The organism is Micromonospora sp. WMMD712 (assembly GCF_029581295.1).
Lineage (GTDB): Bacteria > Actinomycetota > Actinomycetes > Mycobacteriales > Micromonosporaceae > Micromonospora > Micromonospora carbonacea.
Window position 1 is genome coordinate 5411269 of the sequence record NZ_CP120743.1, and the last position, 18704, is coordinate 5429972.

The window sequence follows — 18704 nt, forward strand, 5'->3', positions numbered from 1 at the left end:
GATCAAGCAGCAAGGGGGAGGGGGACTGCCGTTGCCGGCGCGACGGAGCCTGTTCGCAGGCGCGCGGTGTCGAGGTCTGCGCGCCAGCGGATGCGTGCTGATATCGCCCGTAGGAGCCGGTGTTCCAGCGGTGGCACGTCGGGGTCTTCTGGTCGGGCGAGTTCGAATCGGTAGCGCTTCGATCCGTCCGCGTCGTCGGCGGCGGCCTGGTCGTGTTCCTCGGTGTCGGCCATGCCTCCGGCGAGGATGGCGCGGACCCAGGCGCGGTTGTCTGCGCGGTGGTCGGCGAGGGTTTTGCCGGACCATTGGCGGGAGACGAGGACGCGGCGGCCGGTGAAGCCGAGGGTGGAGCGTTGGTGGACCTTCCCGGTACACCGGCCGGGGGTCAAGCCGGCCTTGACGCCGTCGGGCTGAACCCCGTAGAGCAGCCAGTTGGCACAGGTTGGTGAGCACGGCAGGATCGACAGTTCGGCGTGGAGCCGGTCGAAGTGTGCCTTCTGCGCGTCGGATCGGGGCTTGGCCTGGTCGGTCAGGTCTTTGGTGACGTACTTCGTCACGTAGCGGATGGAGCGTTCCGCGTCGCGAGTGCCCTGCTCGATGCCCCGAGCGTCGATGCGCCCCAGCCGCGCCACGTACGCGGGTCGGCTGTCGGGTTCTTCGAGGGCGTCGAGGGCTTCGCCCCAGGTGGGTAGCGGTTCGCGCGTCTTGGGGTCGACGTACGCCTGTCGGTGGACGTCCCACACCGGCGGCTTGTCGACCGGGTAGGCCAGCTCGTCGAAGGGTGGCCACCACACTTGGTGGTAGGTGGCGGCGGCGATCTGCTTGAGCAGCCGGCGCGGGAGGGTGCCCCGGATGGCGAAGTGCGCGTGTGGGGCGAGCCGTCGTTGCAGCTCGACCGCGCCTGCGTATTGGACGTTCCAGCCGGCGGCGCGGCGGACGTTCTGCCACCACCGGTCGAGGACCCGGGCGAAGTGGATCGCGTCCAGGGCGGCCCGCCGGTAGTCGTAGCCGGTGGGGTCGACGGGGGTGCCGAGGACGTCGTCATGGGGGCCGTGTCGCTGCCCGCACTCACACGGCGCGACGTAGGCGCCCCGGCGCAGGTGGGAGTGGACGGGGCCGTGCGAGCCGAGGGTCAGCGTGATCAGCATCGACGGCCGGTAGGTCTTGCCCGCCTTGCCCGGGTAGGCGCGGCCGACGGTGCGCGGGTCGACGGGCAGCCGGGGCAGGTCGGGGGTGTCCTGCCGCCGCCGGGTGGACCGCTTGCGGCGGGGCCGCTCGTCGCGTTCCTTCGGGGTTAGGTGGCCGCGCAGGCTGGTTTCGCCGAGCGCTTCGTCCAGTTCCGCGATGGCGGCATCGATCTCGGCCACCTGGGCGGCCCGCTCGTCGGGGGTCATCGGCTGGTACTGGAGTGCTTCGCGTTCGAACTCCAGATGCGCCCGGACCCGGACGAGGGCGAGCACGTCCTCACCGGGCTTGTCGGGGCGGATGGTGGGTTCGTCGGCGAGGTGCCAGCCCTCCCGGATCTGTTGGATCCGCAGCCGTCGCCCCTTCTCGGCGCATGGCTTGCACTTCGCGGCGAGGGTGGCTCCGCAGGGGACTTCGACGATTTCGGTGAGTCCGGTGGTGGTGTCGGTGCGGCGTAGGGCGAGGGGGCGGACGCAGACGCCGTGTTGCTCGGCGAGCTGCTTGAGCGCGTCCTTCGCGAGGGGCTTGCGCATCCGGTCGGCCCGTGACCCCGGCCGAGGCTGCTGCACCTCGGCCGGCGTCGCGGTGGGCAGGAGTTCCTGTTGGCTCACTGGTCACGCTCCGAGCCGTACGGCATGCCATTACGAGGCGCGAACGCCGCCGCAGGAACGGGCACCAGCCCCGGCCGCTGCACCGCCACCGGCGGCGGTGGGACCGGTTCGACGGCCGCCGCCTGGTCGCCGTCGACGAGGCGCAGGGACGGCCGGTCCTGAGTTCCGGCGTCATCGGGTGACCACTGGCCCCAGTCGGGGACGTCGGTCGGCTGATCGACGAGGGGCACCGCCGGAGCTACCGAGAAGACGAGCTTGGACAGGCCGAGGAACGCCAGCGCGGGAACGGCCGACAGCAGCCAGCCCGACAGACTCGGCTTCGCCACCGCGAGCTGCGCCGCGAGGGACAGCGCGACGGCGCAGACGAGCAGGAACAGCGGGTACCCGACCGGCCCGCCGGTGCGGCGTCGCCGCCGAATGGTCAACAGCGCCGCCAGGGGCAGGAGTTCGGAGATGGCGGCATTCGCCCAGCCGAACCAGTCGCCGGTACCGGTGGGGGAGTTGGCCATGGTCCAGTCGTGGACGTGGGTGAACGACGCCGCGCCGGCCAGCCCACCCACGGTGAGGACGATGAGCACCAGGACCACGCCCTCCACCCGGTCTGCGGTGGTCTTCACGAGGTCACCCCCTCGCTGTTGTCGGTGTCGCTGGAGCGGCGGTAGTCGCGGCCGAGTTGCCGGATGTCGTCATCGGTGAGGTAGGCGAAGCGGACCCGGACCGGTTCGCGGACGCCGTCGAGGACCACGAACCCCACCCCGGGCGACGATTCGGGGATGCGGTCGCACAGGGCGCCCCGGTCGCGGGCGCTGTCGCCGAGGACCATGTCCACCTGCTCGGGTTCGGTCAGCCGCAGGCCGATGCGGGTGGGGAACAGGTCCCGGAACGGCAGCACGTCCTTACGCGGGTCCTGCAACGCGGCGACGACATGCACGCCGACTGCCCGGCCTTGGGAGAGGAGGAGGCCGAGGGCTTCCTTGATCCGGTCGCGGACCTTCCGGTCAGTGATGTACGCCGTCAACGCCGCCAGCTCGTCGACGACCAGCACGAGCAACGGGTCCTCCGGCGTCGGCACGTGCTGGCGGGTCACCCCGCGCAGCCGGGCCGCCCGCACCCGCATGCGTTTCACGGCTTCTTCCAGGACGCCGGCCATGCTGTCGGGGTCGTCGTAGGCGAACCGGGCGAACAGCGGCACCCCGGTCGCCAGCTCCATGCCGCCCTTCGGGTCGAACGCCCACACCTCGACGAGGCCCGACCGGATACCGGCGGCCACGGAGCGGATCAGCGACCACAACACCGACCCCTTGCCCGACCCCGTCGCCCCCGCGATCAACACATGCGACCCGGACAGGCGCAGCCGATAGGTGCGGCCGTTCTCGTCGACGCCGAGGGCGAGCCCGTCGAAGTCCGGCACCTCAGCCACCGGCAACGGCCCCACGACCTCGGCGAGGGGGTCACGGCGCACGAGCCGCAGCACCACCCGATCCGGCCGATCGGTGGAGCGGGCTTGGCCGGTGCGCAGGCGGAAGGCGTAGGCGAGGCGTTCCGCGGCCTGGCCCCAGTCATCCGGGATCTGCCCCGGCAACAACCGGACCGTCAGTTCGTCGCCGTACCGGTCACAGCGCACCCGCAGGAGCTGCGGCACGTACCGGTCACCGGCGAACGCGGTCGCCAGCCCACAGGTGGCCATCACCGACGCCCACCGCCGCCGGTAGACCACCAGCGCCCGAACCCGGGCGACCAGCGGATACCAGCCGAACCGCAGCCACGACGACGGATGCCACCGCCACCAACCCACACAGCCGGCGGCAACCGCCAGGGCGACGCCGGCCAGGACCAGGCCCCCGAACTCCGCCCGCACCCACAGCGCGAGCGCGGCCGGGCCAGTGAGCCACCAGTACCGGACGGCGAGGACGGTGAGGCGGAACAGGCCCCGGGCGAGCCACCAGAACACCAGCAGCCAGCCCGGAACCCGCCACGCCGGAAGGCGCACGTTCATCGGCGCCATGGGGATCTTGTCCCCGGGGATGACGTTGATCAGAGGCACAGGTCACCACCCCGACCCGGACGCGCCAGCGTCGAGATGCACGAGCGGCACGACATGCGGGGCAGGTCGAACCGGCGCGGCTTCACCCACCGGCAGCAATACGGGCAGCGGATCGCGCACACCCGCCCGCAAGCCGGCGGCAACCGCAACACCGACCGCAGCACGGCTTCCGTCTCCCGGTAGGCGTGCCGCAGACCCGCCAGCCCGAAGCCGGCGCGGATCAGGATGAGGGCCGCGCCAACCAGCAGGGGCACGGCGATGATCAGGGCAGGGGGAACTACGGTGGGCATCACGCCCTCCTTCACCAGATGAGGGATGGGAGAGCGCGGGACGGGTCGGGACTCTTGGCGGGGAAACGACCCGCCCCGCGCGCACGATCAGGTGCGGTCAGGCCGCCACCGCGCCGGGAACCGCCGACGCCGGACGGATCGCGGTCGCCCGCAGCGAATACGCCATCCGGGAGCGGCAGTCACCCGACGAGCGGCCCGGCTTGCACCGCTGCGAATCCACGTAGGGAGTGAGGGTCAGACCCTCGAACTCCACCGCCGGCGGATACCCCGGCACCATCGACGGCGGCGGCACCGGCTGCTGTCCGGCGACCACCTTGACCTTCACCTCGGTCGACCGGCCGAATTTGCCCGCCTCCGGGTCCAGGTCCATCACCCGCACCACCCAGACCCGCTCACCGGTGTCCTTGTCCCGCGCCTGGTTGTCCGCCTCACCCCGCCGGTCGAAGTCGATCTGCGGCGACACACCCAGGCAGAGCGCCCCGGCGGGGAACACGTACTCGGACGGGACCGGCACCTTCAACGTCATCGGAACCACGACGAGACCTCCAGTTCCACAAGGCAACTCGACTAGTTGACTTGTTAAGTTACATCGAAGGTAGAGACTGCCAACTTGACTTGTCAAGTGGCTAATCCACTTTGGTCAGTCGAGCGGGTAGACGTCTTCCAGGTCGTGCCGCGAGGCGGGAAGGAGCGCGTCCACCGCGAGCAGGGGCGTGGCGCTGCGGTCGCAGATGGCCAGGAGCACCGTCAGCACCGGATCGCTTTGGCGGACCTGCAACAGCTTGGCCTCTTCCGCGCTGGGCAACCGCGCTGAGATGCGTTCGGTCACGTGGTCGAACTTGAGCCGTTTGCGGGAGGCCACATGCCGAAGCAGCCCTTCCGGCATCGTGTCCTGGACGCCCACGCCAGTTCCTTCGGCCAGCTCGACGGACAGGAAGGCCGTGCCCAGCTCCACCGGGCCGACTCCGTCAACCGTGATGAGCCGTCGACGCGCCACGACCGGGGTCCCCGGTTCCACGCCCAGGGCGACGGCCGCTCGCGGCGGGGCGGGTACGGTGCCGGCCGCCAGCAGCGTTGATCCGGCCCGTTCGTCGTCGTCGAGCAGGCCGTACCGGCGTCCTTGTGAGCGTTGCTCGGTCCCGCCCGGGGGGCCGAGGACGAAGCGGCCCTTGCCCTGGCGACTCTCGATCCAGCCGCCCTGCCGCAGCAGGTCCAGCGCCCGGACCACGACGGGCCGGGACGCGCGGAACTCGCGGATGAGTTCGGTTTCGCTGGGCAGCATGGCACCTAGCGGGTAGGTGCCGTCCTCGATGCGCTGTTGCACCGCGTTGACGATCACCACGTACTTCGGCGGCGCAACCTCGATCGGCACCGTTTCACCCCAGACGGCAACTTGGCTTGTCAACAGGCTATCTGCGCTGCTGATCTCCTGTCCATGCGCTGTCGCCGTCCCGACCCGGCCTCGGCGTGAACTGGCTTTGCCAGTCTCGAAGCGCGTTCTTCAGTCGGACGTTCTCCTCCCGAAGGCTGGCCTCGGCGGCGTCCCTGGCGATCAACTCGTCGACGACGCGCCGCAGGAAAGCGTAGACGTGTTCCTCGGCCAGGCCGCGCCGCCCGAACCCGGTACGCCGGAACCGCAGCCGGCGCACCTGCTCGGGGACCATCGGAGCCAGCCGCGAGGCTGCTCGAAAGACTCCCACCGCCATCGAACCCTCCCATCGGGCCGCCGCCCGTGCTCACTTCCGCACGGCGTTCCTGGCCGTCGTACGTGCCGCTGGTTTTCGGTCGGGTTGGCGGACCGCAGCGGCCGGCGGGGTGGCCCGTTGGAGGCCCGCCTTCTGGACGTAGATCTCCCGGCGGTCCAGGGCGTTGCCCTTGGGATCGAGGATGTACCCGGTCAGCCAGATCCAGCCGTAGTAGGTGGGCTGGTCGGGAACCTTGATGACCCGGAAGATTAACGCCCGGTCGCCGCCGAACTGCACCGACGCCTGCCGGTTGACGTACAGCACGTCTCCCGGCTTCGGAACCACGACCGCCCGCCTTCCCGTCTCGGATTGGTCGGGGCACCGAGGCGGGCGGGCTTCCGCTACGGCCGACACCGCGCCTCCACCAGCACCCGCCCCGGGCCAACTCAGGACACGGCGCAACGCCGCGTGATCATCGGAGGGCCGGCGGCCGTCACCGGTCAGGCGACGACCGCCAGCCCCGCCCACTGCCCCTGTGCGCCGGTGCCTGCGCAGTCGAGGCAGTCGCGCCGCTGCAACCGGTTCGGGTCACCCGGAGCCCGCAGCGAGCGCCGAGGGCTGGCCATCTTCCAGCCCCGCCCCTCGCACGCGGGACACGCAGCCGGCGCGGACGGCGAGGACCGATGCGTTCCCCGCTGTGGGCGCGACCCCTCCACGCACCGCACGACGCGAACCCCGGTTTGCTCAGCGCCCCTCCTCGCTGAGCTCACCTCCCGGTGTGCGCGCCGACGCGGCTGCCCATGGGCATCAGCGGGATGCACATGCACAATTGCGGTGGGTGAGCCGTCCATGTAGGAGAGAGTGCCCGGGACCTACGGGACCGATCGAGGACCCGTACGTACACCTCTGGCGGACATCGAGCGGACACCACGAGGACCTGCATTGCCGCAAGGACCTCACCCGGGCGAGCGTGGAGACAGCCCATCAGGAAGGCGTAGACGGATGGCACGAGAACGCCGCGAACCTCGCACGATGCTGGAGCACCTGATCCAGCAGAGCGACCGCACGTACGAGGAACTGGCCGACGAGTTCTCCCGGATGGACCCCCGGGCGGCGATCAGCGCCCGGCACCTCGGGCGACTGGCACGCGGCGAACGCGACCTGGCCTCATCGACCCCCGCCACCCGGCGGGCACTACAGGCCATGTTCAACAAGTCCATCGACGAACTACAGCGCCCCTGGGCTCCCCACCAGATGACCCCTGCGCCGGAGCGACACCTCGTTGTCGACCCCACCGGCGCCGGCCCGGAAAGGAACCTCCTCGCCATGGCCGCACAACGCGCCCGCCAATACGCCATGCTCGCCGCCGAGTCCACCAGCCCCGCCGCCATCGAACAGCTCGCCGAGGACGTGCAGCGCCTCGCCCTGGCCTACCCGCAACGACCCGTCAGCCACGTGCTGCCCGACCTGGTCGAGACACAGGACACCCTGTTCACCCTCCTGGAGCGCCGCCAGGCCCCGAACCAGTCCAGAGACCTGCACTTCCTCGCCGGCATCACCAGCGGCCTGCTCGCCAAGGTCTCCCACGACATGGCCGACCCCCACTCGGCCATGCTCCAGGCCCGCACCGCCGTGCTCTGCGCCGAGCAGTCCGGCCACCCCGGGCTACAGGCGTGGCTGCGCGGCCTGCAATCCCTCGTGGCCTACTGGGCCGGCCGCTACGCCGAGGCGGTCCGCTACGCCGAAGCCGGCCGCGAGCACGCCACCCAGGCCGGCGGCACCTCCGCCGTGTGGCTGCCCGCCAGCGCCGCCCGCGCCTACGCCGCCCTCGGCAACGCCGAGCAGGCCAAGGCCGCTATCACCGAGGCCGAGGACGCCTGGTCCCGCGTACGCCCCGACGAGATGGACGAGATGGGCGGCATCTGCACCTTCAACCAGCCCCGCACCCTCTACTACGCCAGCGACGCGCTCGCCTGGCTCCCCGGCGAAGCCACCGCCACCGAGCGATACGCCCTGCGCGCCACCCAGGCGTACGCCGACCCCAACGACCCCGCATGGGCGTTCGGCGACCAGGCCGGATCACACGCCAACCTGGCCATAGCCCGCGTGGCCAGCGGCGACCTGGACGCCGCCGCCGACGCCCTGGCTCCCGTGCTCGACCTGCCCGCCGACCAGCGCATCAACGGCATCATCCACTCCGTGCGCCGCGTCCATCAGGCCATCACCCGCGCCGGCCACGCAGCCGACGCCCGCGACCTCATCGACGGCATCGAGCACTTCACCCACACCCCGGCCAACGCCCTGCCTCGATAGGGCACGATCGGGAGCATGGACCCGATCACCATCCCCGGCCGCGTCATCACCCTGCGCGATATGCGCTCCGATGACGCGGCCGACGCGTGGGCAATCGTCGGAGACGACCGCGTCACCCAGTGGCTGTCCTTCGACAGCCGGGACCAGGCCGCCGCCGTCGCCATGGTCGAAGGCACCATCCAACGCGCCCAGCACACCCCCCGCACCGAGTACTACCTAGCCGTCACCGACACCACAGACCGCATGATCGGCTTCGCACGACTCGGCCTCACCGGCCACCAGGCCGCCAAGCTCGGGTACGCCATCAGCGCCGATCACTGGAGCCACGGCTACGCCACCGACGCCGCCCGGACCATCGTCGACTACGGCTTCCAGACGCTGAAGCTCCACCGCATCACCGCCGCCATCGGCCCCGACAACGCCGCCTCCATCACCGTTGCCGAAAGGCTCGGCATGCAGTACGAGGGCCGGCTACGCGATCACGTCTTCACCAACGGCGCATGGCGCGACTCCCTGCTCTACTCCATCCTCGCCCAGGAATGGACTCCAGCCGCCGGCTGACGTGAGGTCCGGGGCGCGGAGTTGTCCGACGAGCGCCGGTACGATCGCCGCCATGCGCGACGCCGACACGCCGCCGCAAGAACCCACCAACGACCGACCGCACCCCGCAGCACTCACACCTCAGCGACGCGCCGACCTGATCCGCGCAGCAGCCGCCGAGGTGCGCGACCGCGTGCAGACGTGGCGCGACAACCCGAACTGGCGCAACACCCCGGCCAACAGCCACCGCTACGAAACGACCATCGGCGCGATCGACGCCCTCGGCCAGCTACCCGACCCGGACACCGAGGAAGCCGCAGCCAGCCTGGCGGATGCCGTCCGCCCGGTCATCGTGGAATGGCGCCCCAGCCGGCCAGGTCCCGAGCAGGCGATCTACGCAGCAGTGGAACGCCTCCGCCAGGCGATTGACGCCAGCACGTAGGAGCGGGTCGCCCTGCTGGGCAGCACGTTGCCGAAACAATCTCAGTAGGGATCAAGGGCCGCGCAGGCACGGCCAGCCCGGCGCACTCGGCCTGCTGGCGGCCTCCGGCCGGCATCGGCCGGCGCGCCGGGCGGTTACTTCGATCCGTTGAAGGACAGCGAGGCCGTGACGATCGCGAGGGACGTGGCCGCCGCCGAGGGCAGGGCGATCGCTGCCGCGCCGCTTCGCGGCTTGCCACTGAATGGCCCAGCTCATTGAACGGAGCAGCTGGGAACGACCCGCCAACGTCCGTGCGGGCGTCAAGGCTCTCTTGACATAGCGGGCCGGGCAGCGGCCCGCTACCTGGGAGACAGGATCGATTTAGACGGGATGGCGACAATCGCCTGATCGGGTGAAGCGATGAAGTCGCTGGAACCGCAACTAGAATGACCGGCATGAGTTCTGCTGGCGGCGCTGTAGGGCCTAAGCCCAGCCTTGGAGCTACGGCACAACCTGAAGCGGGTGTCCAAAAAGACATATACAAAGACAAGTTGGGGGACAAGCTCACCGTATTCTCAATCTGGACACTGGGGCTTCCTGTTGTCCTCCTCGTGCTTGGTGGCCTCTTTGGTGTCGAAGCCATCAAGGTGCAGAACCTCTACGTTCTGAATGTCGGCATACTTCTGTCCGGAATTGGCGAGGCGTTGGCCTCAGGTGACGGCCACCATCGAAAGATGCATGTGTCAATTGGTGCAAATCTAGCTGCCATAATTTTCCTGGTGCTGGCATGGGTGATGACGGCAGTTGATCCTGCCGGAAGCAAGTTCTTCGAGGAATGGTTATGTGCTGTAGTTGCGACGGTCATAACTGCAATGGCTACAGTCGCTAATATCATGATCGGTGTCGGCCGAGACGTAGCTAAGGAGGTGGCCCGATGGATTGGATAGCGATTGCCAGCATGGCGGGCTCTGTTTCGGCGCTCGTCTCTGGTCTGGCTTCAGCTCTTGCGGCTCGCAGGGCAGCGCGTTCGGCCCAACTTGCTAGGAAAGATTTCCGGGATGTGGCCCGTCATGTAGTGCTGGGTAAGGCCGGCCAAGAGGACGAACGCAACTCTGGCTCTCGTGAAGTGGGGTGACTGCTTGGGAGGGGATCTGGGCGAACGCCGGCGGACTGTCTTGACTCAGCACGCGTCGGCCGCGATGTCCGTTCTAGGGCAGCATCGGGGCGCAGCGGCACTCGCACCTGCAACGATCGCAGCATGCCAGCGAGGAAGGTAAGTCCCGGGCCGGGCATGGGCACGATCCTCTAGGTCCACCCGGGTTGGAGGGCTGGGGCCCGCCTATCTGCGCGGTCCGGGAAACATCGGTATGGCATACCTACAGTAGACGTTCTTCGCCAATCACCAGCGCGTCGGAGTAGACCATAATTTCTTTGGCTTTCATGACTCGATGTGCTGAATAGTTCAGCGAGAACTCTTCTGACCGACGCTCGCCGTAGAGGTGCGACACTTGAGGAACGTTGTCGTAAGTTAGCAGCCAGCGCCGATCTTTCAGCCCGTTCAAACAGGCGGCGAGTGCTTGGTGGTCATCGCTCGTGAAGGAATTAAGGTACAGTGATCCGGCCTTCTCGAAATAAGGCGGGTCGGCGTACACCAAAGTGCTAGGATTATCGATATACTGCTTTATCAAAGCAATGCCATCCATGTTGTGGACAGCAATACGTTTGCTATACATTCCGATTAGTCGTACGCGCTCGATTAACCCGTTCTTGTTAAAGCGGGCGTCGATCTTGTAGTTACCCGTTTGATCCATGCCACCAATTGGTCCGCCGTTCAATACGCCTGAACGGTTCGTTCTGTTCAGGTAGAACGTTGCGAACCCTAGGCGATGGTAGTCGTCGTGAGGGGTGTGAAGATATGCGTCACGCTGCTTTTCCCATTCGGCTACGCTGAGTCGAGCTTCGCGAATCATCTGGGAGAAATCCGAGGGCGAATCGATGAGGAATTTCCAGAAGGCGAAGATTGCCGGGTCGAGGTCATTAATGACGATGTCCTTAACCTGACCAGTCACCAGCAACCCCAAGGCTGCGCCGGCGCCACCCGCATAGGGTTCGACATACGTCCCCGAAGTGAGCCCGTTGTATCGGAGGAGCGCTCGCAGACGAGTGTAAAGAGATGCTTTGCCGCCTGGATAGCGCAGTGGCGAGATGGCAGGCCGTTTCAAGCGGCTCGGTTTCGTCTTGAACGCGTCGACGGTCATGTCAGGATCGCCTTCAGTAGGCCCCGCATCGTATCCCAGCACTCGCGCACATCAGTCGTCGTGGCGAAGACCTGATGATTGTGGTTAATTGCATTCATGTGATCAGCGGAGGCGATATAGTCCGTTGCCACCTTACCTGCCCTGATCTTGGCCACCACCTGCCGTAAAGAGGTTGGGCCATTTTCCTGAAAGTGCTTTTCGAGCCAGATTAAGCATTCCCCCAGCTGCACGAACTTCACAGAAGGCTTTGCGTTAGGGTTTGCCTTGACTGCGGCGGCATTAAGGCTTGCCCTAATATCCTCTCCCTTTGATTCTGCGTATGCCTTGATAGATTTCTCAAGGAACGTGCGGATAAGGTCGAGAACAGCATTCGGAAACTTGTCAATCCGAAGGTTTGATAGCTCCTTCATGATCTGATGAATGGCGAGAGGGTAGCTCGCTGGAACGGTGAAATCATCCGTGTCCAGATAGGGCCGCTGCTTCTTTGCCGTCTTATCTGTGGCTGGCTGATCATCCTCGTCAGGCACGGGCCCGGCGTTCTGCTGGTTTCTCTGACCCGCACCGGTCGCCGGATTATCCGAGGAGCTCGACCCCTCATTCGCCGACTTCCCGCCTCTTCCTGAGTGGGAGGGCTTCGTGTCAGCGGCAGGCTCAGGTCTCAATTCCTCGTCTTCAACGACATCATCATTCATGATGTCCCTGATTTCATCCATGAGCCGCTTATATGTGTCACTTGTCTTCGAGTTGAGGGACCGAGTGTCGAGTTCCTTGCTGTGGATCCCGCCCACAACCCTTTCCGCGACCAGAGCGAATCGCTTCCGCCCCGTTTCAAGCTTAACCGTTCCATCGGCGCTGTTGACCCTAATGCCAACCAGGTCCAAGAACTTGTCATTGTCATAGAGGCGGGCGAGGGTCGAAACAGGGAAGCGGCGAGAACGAACGAAATCTTTCAGGGTGGGGCTTTCATAGTTAGTCGCCCTGAAGAGATTGAGGATCTGGCTTCGCGAGATGAACTTCTTGACATCGACTGTCGGGTACAGTCTGAAGAGATCCTCGGCCGACTTGCCGTTATCGATCTGAGCCTGAAAGAATGCAGCTTGTCGTGCTGGCGACCAAGCGACCCGCTGGCTCCCCGTATGCAGGGCTGCGATTAACTGATCCGCATCGGCCTGAGAAGGGGCCCTCTTTGCCTCGACATGGCGGAGCGAATCTCTGAGCGTAAACCCCTCAAGCGCCTTGTTTATTCGAGCCTGATGGCTCGGTGCGAGAAACGGGTTCTGGATTGCCTTGAGAGCAGCGATTCGGCGATTGCCCTCGACTACGAATAGGTCGTCGCCGCGCTTCAAAACGATCGGCACTTCGTGCGTAAGCAGGCCAATCTTCACGATGCTGTCGACGAGAGTGAAGGCCTTTTCGTTCACGAATAGATCGTTGATGATATCCGACTCGGGGGCGTCTTGGGCCAGCTCAAGCCGAACGTTGCGAGGATCCAACTTGAGCTCCAGCACGTCGACCTTCAGCACCTCCCAGGCGGACATGTCGATCATGAGGTCTCCTCGGGCGGTGTCGACTGGTACCAGTGCATACTAGATGTGACTTGATCGACACCGTAGTAGATCTGGACAGGGTTGGACAACCGTCGTTGTGGTAGTTCCCGGGGCAAGTCGGCCAAAGGTGCTACCTGCCAGGGGATTGGACGGCCTGAAGGCTGGCCCGCATTCGGGCCGCCCCCGGCCGTTGAACGCCAACCAGCCATGATCGTCGAGGACCAGCAGTAGCCGATGGAACGGCAGGTCAACCCCTATGCGTCGGCGTCGACCGGACAGAGTGGGGCCGGGCCCTGCGATAGCCGAACGCTGCGGGCGGCGGTTCCCCTAGTCGCGTTCCGCTCCTGGGCCCGGGGCGTTGTTGGGGGAGGCGAATGAAGCGATGTTCCCCGTGCGAGGCGCGAGGTCGCTGTCGACAGCGGTGCTGACAGTCACCGGGCCGGAAGGAGAACATCCGTTGACGGATCGGCCCAGGCAGTGGGTCCAAGGTCGCGGGTGCGGCTGGCCCCTGCCGGACGAAGTACGTAGAGAGCCTGTAAGTGAGATGTCAAGCAGAGCTTGCAACACATGCCTCATATCGAGTTTCGTGGGCCACTGGGTCCTCGTGCAGAGGGCGTGCAATGATCTTGACTGGCAGTGCCAGTGGGTGCCTTGTATGCCCAGCTCACACAGTCAGTAGCGATCTGCCACTGTCGCCTTCCTAAACCGTGTGTCGCAGGTTCGAATCCTGCCGGGGGCACCTCGAAGATCAGCAGAAACGCCACCTGAGCAGCGGATGTGCCCTCACATCGATTGATCGTCCTGCGCGGTCGGACATCACCCGGAATTCCTGTTCGCAGCCGACCCCGCAGAGCGTCTGCAACGATCTTGGCAGCGCGAACGAGCGGTTCGGTGCAGGTTGCACTCGTCTGGGTGCTCCATCCGGTTAAGGACTTCTAAGTGCGTCCTGCTCTGGAGTGCCAGTCCTCGATGCCGTCGGATGCGCACGCCAGCCGTGGTGGGCGGTGGGCTTTGCTGGTGCCTGTGGCGGTGAGCCTGGCGGGTCTGGTCATGGGGGTGGCGTCACCAGGACAATGCCAGGGTGGTGGTGGCGTGCAGCAGGCGCGGTCGCCGGTGGAGTCCGACCGGGCCGACCGGGCCCTCGGCGCGGCGGCCACCGCCGCGTTCGGCGCCGTGCGCGGCGCTGCGGTGGTCCGCGTTGTCCGAGGGCGTCCCTGCGGCCGTGATGGCGGCCCTTGCAGTCCCTTAGCTCAAGGTGAAGGTCACGTCGTCGACATCGAAGGCCGTGACGCCGTTGCCGGCGGTTTCGCTGGCGAGGAAGCTGGCGGTCGCGGTGCGGTCGGTCGTCGCAGTTCCGGTCGACATGCTGTACTGCCGCCACTGCGACCCGCCGTCGAAGGCCAGCGAGAACCTCGTCTTCGGGGGTATCCCGGTGACTGCGAGGCCGACGTTCAGGTAGTCGCTGCGGCTGGTCTCCGTGGTGGTGGTCCGGACCCAGAAGCGGACCGTCAGGTCGCAGCCGGCCGGCACCGTGACGGTGGTGCGCAGCAGGTCGGTGTGTGTCACGTCCAGCCCGGCGAAGGCGGCGTACGCGAGGCCGGCGTGTGCGGGCCGGGCCGTGTCGCCGAGTACGACCATGCGGGGACCGACGGTCCAGCCGGTGGAGCCCAGCTCGAACCCCGGGTTCGCGTGGATCTGCCCGGTGCAGGGCGCGTCGGCCGCCGTCCGGTCGTGGGACGCGCCGCCCGTGGTGGCGAGCAGCAGGGCCGCAGCCCAGGCGGTGGTGATGAAGGCCTTCATCGGTCCTCCCATGAGGAAATATTTAAGCCCATCTATTATTATCGACCATGCGCGATGGATGCGGGCGCGTCAAGCCTTTCCCGCTGTCGCGGCCGAGATCCATAACCGCAGCGTCGGGGACGGGCGCTCCATTACCGGGACCTCCCCGGCACTGCGAGGTGTGGCGCCAGGGGCCGCACGGTGGACGGCGACCGAGGTCGCCGGCGCGTCCGGGTGGTCGGCGTGGCGGTTGTCCCGCAGGGTGCCTTGGCGGACCAGGTTCCACCGGCGTCCGGACGTCGCCTCGACCTCGTTCAGGAGGTTCAGCCGCACAACTACCGGCAGCCTGCGACGGCGGGTAGGTCTGCCGGCTCGGAGTCTCCGTGGACGGCATCGCCCTGGGCGGGCCGGAGCTGCTGATCGTGGCCGTCAGCGGGGCGGCGCACGCCGTGCACCATGCCGTCGCCGGGGGAGCGCCGGCGGCGGGCCCGGGCCAGGGAGGCGGCGGCCGCCGGCTCCGGACGTGCCCGTGCTGCGCTCCGACGCCGCCGCGCTCGACCTCGACCTCGGGGAGGCCCCTCTCGGCGTGCCCTCGTCGACCCGGACGGTGACCCGTGCCAACGCCGGTGACTGTCCGTGGACCGCGGCCGCCGCCCTCACCGCCACCCCCAGGTGATCGGCCCCTCGATGTCGGTGCTCAGTCTCGCCAGCGCCACCGACACCGGTGGGGCCGCCGCCCCGTCGCTGGTGCCGAGCGTCTCGGGGCGGCCGGCCACCACGACCGGCAACGGCGACCTGCGGGTATGTGCCGAGGACCACGTCGGTGACGTCAGCGGCTGGGCCCGCTTCGTCGGGCTGGAGGTCATCGAGGACGCGTGCCCGACCTGGTCGCCGCCCGCCAGCGGGGGCGTCGACGACGAGGCGTCAGGGCCGTGCCGCTGGCGATGATCGTGGACTGCGAGCTGGTGGGTGACCGGGTGGCGGTCCTCGACCGCCGTCTGGCCTGCACCCGCAGCGCCTCCGGGAACGGCGATGGACGTCGCCGGCTGCGACTCCAGGTGCCGCCGGTCCGGATCCCGTCGGTGGATCGAGGCTCAGGCCGCCCGCCGCCAGTAGACGCTGTACTCGTCGATCACCTGGAGTGGTTCGGTGACGCCCTGGGCCGCGCGGAACTCCTGGACCGCCTTGCGACAGGCCGGAATGACGTAGTCGTCGATCACGACGTATCCGCCCGGGCTGACCTTCGCATACAGGTTGGTCAGGGCGTCCCTGGTCGACTCGTAGAGGTCGCCGTCGAGTCGCAGCACGGCGAGTTGGCTGATGGGCGCGTGTGGCAGCGTGTCCGAGAACCACCCCGGCAGGAACCGCACCTGGTCGTCCAGAAGCCCGTAGCGGGCGAAGTTGGCTTGCACGACCTCCACCGGGATGCCCAGCACGTCATTGCAGTGGTGCAGCCCCAGGGCCTGGTCCATCGGGTGACCGTCGGCCCCGGTGTCGGGGATCCCTTCGAACGAATCCGCCACCCACACCGTCCGGTCCCGGATCCCGTAGGCCTCGAACACCCCGCGGGCCATGATGCACACGCCGCCGCGCCACACGCCCGTCTCGATGAAGTCGCCGGGGACGCCGTCCGCGATGACCTGCTCCAACAGGGCGCGGATGTTCCTGATGCGCTTCAACCCGACCATGGTGTGCGCCATGCTCGGCCAGTCCTTGCCGTTCTCCCGGTTGGTCGCCTTGAACTCCCGCTCGTGCAGCCACTGGTTGGGCACCGGCGGGTCCTCGTAGATCAGGTTCGTGACGACCTTTTCGAGGAGATCAAGATAGAGACTTCGGGGATGCTCCATGACGGTCCTTCGCGCATTGGGATTGGCTGCGGCCACGGCGGAGGGCTCAGCGGGGAGGCGGGCGGCCTGCGGGGGGCCGTCGGCATTTCCCCGCATTCTCGGTCCACCGAGGAGTTCACGGAACCACCCGCTTGCGCGGATCCGGTTCCGGACCTTCGTTCTCGCTCGGATCCCCGGACCGGAGTGACGCGGGCGCACGACTCGGGGCCGGAATCGTGCACCGCCAGACGAATCGATGTGCGGGGCGGTGGTCCCGGCCGCAGATCGAGTGAACGTCTGTACTCATCTGGCATATGATCGCACGCCCTTCGTCAGGGAATTCCCTAGTGTTCGGCGCGGTTGCGGGCTCGCCGATGTCATGGAAAACACTAGACAAGTGATTCCCGACGCCGGGTGGGCCGGCGTGGCGTCGAGCGCGGTCGCGGCGGCCAGGGACACCGGAGCCCCGCCCCGAACCCGCCGGCCAGGGCCCTCGCCGCGCGGCAGGACCTCGGTCGATCCGTCGGTCGGACCGCCGCCCGCTGCCCTTACCCGCCAGGAAGGTGCACCCTGTTCTGCTGTGGGGCACGGTCTCGACGCCCGCCGCCTGGCGAATCCGCTGCCCCCTTGTTTTCCTGCCCTCGACCAATCGAGGTTCATCTAAGTAAAAGAGGCTAGGATTCCGCCAGTGCCGACCGGGACCCGTCGCCGGATGCCCGAGCCGCGCCGAACGAACTGACCGGTCTGGCGGACGCCGCACGACGATGGGCCCGTTCACCGATCATGCGCGATGGAGGATTGATGATCGCGAGCGCCGCACCCGTGGCTCCCCTGGCTTCACATCAATTGTTGTTGTTTCTTCTCGAAGTCGGGGTCCTGTTGCTGCTGGCCGTCATTCTGGGCCGGTTGGCGCAGCGTTTCGGCCTGCCGGCGGTCGTCGGCGAGTTGCTGACCGGGATCCTGCTCGGGCCGTCGTTGCTGGGCCAGCTGGCGCCTTCCGTCGGGCATTGGCTGCTGCCCGGTGAGCCGTCGCAGATGCACCTGCTGGACGCGCTCGGGCAGTTCAGCGTCGTGCTGCTGGTCGGCGTGGCCGGGCTGCACGTCGACCTGCGACTGATCCGACGCCGGGCCGGCACGGTCGCCACGGTGACCATGGGTGGCCTCCTGCTTCCCCTCGGGTTGGGCGTGGCCACCGGCCTGCTGGTGCCGGCGGCGCTGTTGGCGGCGACGGACCAGCGCGTGATGTTCGCCTTCTTCCTCGGGGTGGCGATGGCCGTCAGCGCCGTGCCGGTGATCGCCAAGACGCTCACCGACATGCGGCTGATGCACCGTGACGTCGGTCAGCTCATCCTCGCCGCAGCGTCCCTGGACGACGCGATGGCCTGGTTCATGCTGTCGCTGATCTCATCCATGGCGGTCAGCGCCCTCACCGTGGGGAACGTGCTGGCCTCGCTGCTCAACCTCGTCCTGTTCATCGTCGCGGCGGCGCTGATCGGCCGCCCGGTGGTCAGGCGTGCGATGCGGTGGGCGAACGCCCAGAGCGACGTGGGGCCAGCCGTCGCCATCGCGGTCGTCACCGTCCTGCTGTTCTCGGCGGCCGGGCACGCGCTCGGCCTTGAGGCGATCTTTGGCGCATTGGTGGCGGGAGTCCTGCTCGGGCTGCCCGGAGGCGTCGAGCCGGCCCGGATGGCGCCGTTGCGTACCGTGGTGCTCTCCGTGCTGGCGCCGCTCTTCCTGGCCACCGCCGGGCTCCGGGTCGACCTGCGCGCCCTCGCCGACCCGGTGGTGCTCGTGGCCGGTCTGGTGATCCTGGTGCTCGCCGTCCTGGGCAAGTTCTGCGGCGCGTACCTGGCAGGCCGGCTGACGCGCCAGAGCCACTGGGAGGCGGTCGCCCTCGGGGCGGGACTCAACTCACGGGGCGTCGTGGAGATCGTCATCGCGATGGTCGGGCTGCGCCTGGGCATCCTCAACACCGCCACCTACACGATCGTGGTGCTCGTCGCCGTCCTCACCTCCGTCATGGCGCCGCCGATGCTCCTGCGGGCGATGCGCCGGATCGAGCACAACGCCGAGGAGGCGCTGCGGGAGGAGAACCAGGCGCAGTTGATCACCCGCCCGGTGGTGCGGTGAGGCCGCTGCCCGGGACGCCATGCTGCCCCGTGCAGCGTGCATCGCCCGGAGGGACCGCGCTGGTACGTTCGGGCA

Annotated in this window: 20 protein-coding genes; 7 read left to right on the plus strand and 13 right to left on the minus strand. The window is 67.7% G+C overall.

The window, feature by feature from the left end; all coding sequences use genetic code 11:
- Window positions 1-2: 2 nt before the first annotated feature.
- The 9 genes from O7633_RS23580 to O7633_RS23620 form a co-directional block, all read right to left on the minus strand.
- Window positions 3-1796, minus strand: coding sequence for a replication initiator (locus O7633_RS23580; RefSeq protein WP_282323946.1), 1794 nt, complete (start codon window positions 1794-1796; stop codon window positions 3-5).
- Window positions 1793-2413, minus strand: a complete 621-nt coding sequence (locus O7633_RS23585; protein WP_282323947.1) for a DUF2637 domain-containing protein — start codon at window positions 2411-2413, stop codon at window positions 1793-1795. The genes O7633_RS23580 and O7633_RS23585 overlap by 4 nt, the downstream gene beginning before the upstream one ends.
- Window positions 2410-3840, minus strand: a complete 1431-nt coding sequence (locus O7633_RS23590) for an FtsK/SpoIIIE domain-containing protein (RefSeq protein ID WP_282323948.1) — start codon at window positions 3838-3840, stop codon at window positions 2410-2412. Before O7633_RS23590 ends, O7633_RS23585 begins: the two co-directional genes overlap by 4 nt.
- Entirely contained in the window at window positions 3831-4130 is a 300-nt protein-coding gene (locus O7633_RS23595; protein ID WP_282323950.1) for a hypothetical protein, read from the minus strand. The genes O7633_RS23590 and O7633_RS23595 overlap by 10 nt, the downstream gene beginning before the upstream one ends.
- A 97-nt stretch (window positions 4131-4227) precedes the next feature.
- The gene (locus O7633_RS23600; protein ID WP_282323951.1) at window positions 4228-4656 is read right to left on the minus strand and encodes a hypothetical protein; all 429 of its coding nucleotides are present in this window, start codon (window positions 4654-4656) and stop codon (window positions 4228-4230) included.
- A 114-nt stretch (window positions 4657-4770) separates the two neighbouring features.
- Window positions 4771-5502 carry a GntR family transcriptional regulator gene (locus O7633_RS23605; RefSeq protein WP_282323953.1) on the minus strand — a complete coding sequence of 244 codons (732 nt, stop codon included), beginning with the start codon at window positions 5500-5502 and terminating at the stop codon, window positions 4771-4773.
- Between the two features lie 37 nt (window positions 5503-5539).
- Window positions 5540-5836 carry a DivIVA domain-containing protein gene (locus O7633_RS23610; protein ID WP_282323954.1) on the minus strand — a complete coding sequence of 99 codons (297 nt, stop codon included), beginning with the start codon at window positions 5834-5836 and terminating at the stop codon, window positions 5540-5542.
- Between the two features lie 30 nt (window positions 5837-5866).
- Complete coding sequence (locus O7633_RS23615) at window positions 5867-6160, minus strand: hypothetical protein (RefSeq protein ID WP_282323955.1); 294 nt, start codon at window positions 6158-6160, stop codon at window positions 5867-5869.
- A 155-nt stretch (window positions 6161-6315) separates the two neighbouring features.
- Entirely contained in the window at window positions 6316-6441 is a 126-nt protein-coding gene (locus tag O7633_RS23620) for a hypothetical protein (protein ID WP_255700280.1), read from the minus strand.
- Between the two features lie 406 nt (window positions 6442-6847).
- On the opposite strand from O7633_RS23620, the gene O7633_RS23625 reads away from it, so the two are divergent.
- From O7633_RS23625 to O7633_RS23640, 4 genes are all read left to right on the plus strand, one after another.
- Window positions 6848-8128, plus strand: a complete 1281-nt coding sequence (locus O7633_RS23625) for a hypothetical protein (protein WP_282323956.1) — start codon at window positions 6848-6850, stop codon at window positions 8126-8128.
- Window positions 8129-8143: 15 nt separating this feature from the next.
- Window positions 8144-8689: a GNAT family protein gene (locus O7633_RS23630; protein WP_282323957.1), complete on the plus strand. Its 546-nt coding sequence runs from the start codon at window positions 8144-8146 to the stop codon at window positions 8687-8689.
- A 52-nt stretch (window positions 8690-8741) separates the two neighbouring features.
- A complete protein-coding gene (locus O7633_RS23635) occupies window positions 8742-9110 on the plus strand; it encodes a hypothetical protein (protein WP_282323958.1) in 369 nt (122 codons plus the stop codon).
- Between the two features lie 434 nt (window positions 9111-9544).
- Window positions 9545-10036 (plus strand): hypothetical protein, encoded by a 492-nt coding sequence (locus O7633_RS23640; protein ID WP_282323959.1) that lies wholly within the window; start codon window positions 9545-9547, stop codon window positions 10034-10036.
- Between the two features lie 429 nt (window positions 10037-10465).
- Here O7633_RS23640 and O7633_RS23645 read toward each other — a convergent pair whose 3' ends face one another.
- The 3 genes from O7633_RS23645 to O7633_RS23655 form a co-directional block, all read right to left on the minus strand.
- Window positions 10466-11347 (minus strand): DNA adenine methylase, encoded by an 882-nt coding sequence (locus O7633_RS23645; RefSeq protein WP_282323960.1) that lies wholly within the window; start codon window positions 11345-11347, stop codon window positions 10466-10468.
- A complete protein-coding gene (locus tag O7633_RS23650; RefSeq protein ID WP_282323961.1) occupies window positions 11344-12894 on the minus strand; it encodes a hypothetical protein in 1551 nt (516 codons plus the stop codon). Before O7633_RS23650 ends, O7633_RS23645 begins: the two co-directional genes overlap by 4 nt.
- A 1245-nt stretch (window positions 12895-14139) precedes the next feature.
- Complete coding sequence (locus tag O7633_RS23655) at window positions 14140-14694, minus strand: hypothetical protein (RefSeq protein WP_278131673.1); 555 nt, start codon at window positions 14692-14694, stop codon at window positions 14140-14142.
- A gap of 502 nt (window positions 14695-15196) precedes the next feature.
- On the opposite strand from O7633_RS23655, the gene O7633_RS23660 reads away from it, so the two are divergent.
- Window positions 15197-15349, plus strand: coding sequence for a hypothetical protein (locus O7633_RS23660; protein ID WP_282323963.1), 153 nt, complete (start codon window positions 15197-15199; stop codon window positions 15347-15349).
- Window positions 15350-15360: 11 nt separating this feature from the next.
- A complete protein-coding gene (locus O7633_RS23665; RefSeq protein ID WP_282323964.1) occupies window positions 15361-15621 on the plus strand; it encodes a hypothetical protein in 261 nt (86 codons plus the stop codon).
- Between the two features lie 146 nt (window positions 15622-15767).
- Here the strand turns inward: O7633_RS23665 and O7633_RS23670 are convergent, their stop codons facing one another.
- A complete protein-coding gene (locus tag O7633_RS23670; protein ID WP_282323965.1) occupies window positions 15768-16520 on the minus strand; it encodes a TylF/MycF family methyltransferase in 753 nt (250 codons plus the stop codon).
- An 831-nt stretch (window positions 16521-17351) separates the two neighbouring features.
- On the opposite strand from O7633_RS23670, the gene O7633_RS23675 reads away from it, so the two are divergent.
- Window positions 17352-18629 carry a cation:proton antiporter gene (locus O7633_RS23675; RefSeq protein ID WP_282323966.1) on the plus strand — a complete coding sequence of 426 codons (1278 nt, stop codon included), beginning with the start codon at window positions 17352-17354 and terminating at the stop codon, window positions 18627-18629.
- The last annotated feature ends 75 nt before the right edge of the window (window positions 18630-18704 follow it).

Excerpts from the sequence above, each read along its gene's own strand:
- O7633_RS23630 (WP_282323957.1), top strand. The coding sequence starts at position 8,144 with ATGGACCCGATCACCATCCCCGGCCGCGTCATCACCCTGCGCGATATG.
- O7633_RS23610 (WP_282323954.1), bottom strand. The coding sequence starts at position 5,836 with ATGGCGGTGGGAGTCTTTCGAGCAGCCTCGCGGCTGGCTCCGATGGTC.
- O7633_RS23640 (WP_282323959.1), top strand. The coding sequence starts at position 9,545 with ATGAGTTCTGCTGGCGGCGCTGTAGGGCCTAAGCCCAGCCTTGGAGCT.
- O7633_RS23650 (WP_282323961.1), bottom strand. The coding sequence starts at position 12,894 with ATGATCGACATGTCCGCCTGGGAGGTGCTGAAGGTCGACGTGCTGGAG.
- O7633_RS23655 (WP_278131673.1), bottom strand. The coding sequence starts at position 14,694 with ATGAAGGCCTTCATCACCACCGCCTGGGCTGCGGCCCTGCTGCTCGCC.
- O7633_RS23600 (WP_282323951.1), bottom strand. The coding sequence starts at position 4,656 with ATGACGTTGAAGGTGCCGGTCCCGTCCGAGTACGTGTTCCCCGCCGGG.
- O7633_RS23670 (WP_282323965.1), bottom strand. The coding sequence starts at position 16,520 with ATGGAGCATCCCCGAAGTCTCTATCTTGATCTCCTCGAAAAGGTCGTC.
- O7633_RS23645 (WP_282323960.1), bottom strand. The coding sequence starts at position 11,347 with ATGACCGTCGACGCGTTCAAGACGAAACCGAGCCGCTTGAAACGGCCT.
- O7633_RS23625 (WP_282323956.1), top strand. The coding sequence starts at position 6,848 with ATGCTGGAGCACCTGATCCAGCAGAGCGACCGCACGTACGAGGAACTG.
- O7633_RS23595 (WP_282323950.1), bottom strand. The coding sequence starts at position 4,130 with ATGCCCACCGTAGTTCCCCCTGCCCTGATCATCGCCGTGCCCCTGCTG.
- O7633_RS23635 (WP_282323958.1), top strand. The coding sequence starts at position 8,742 with ATGCGCGACGCCGACACGCCGCCGCAAGAACCCACCAACGACCGACCG.
- O7633_RS23665 (WP_282323964.1), top strand. The coding sequence starts at position 15,361 with ATGTCGGTGCTCAGTCTCGCCAGCGCCACCGACACCGGTGGGGCCGCC.
- O7633_RS23620 (WP_255700280.1), bottom strand. The coding sequence starts at position 6,441 with ATGGCCAGCCCTCGGCGCTCGCTGCGGGCTCCGGGTGACCCGAACCGG.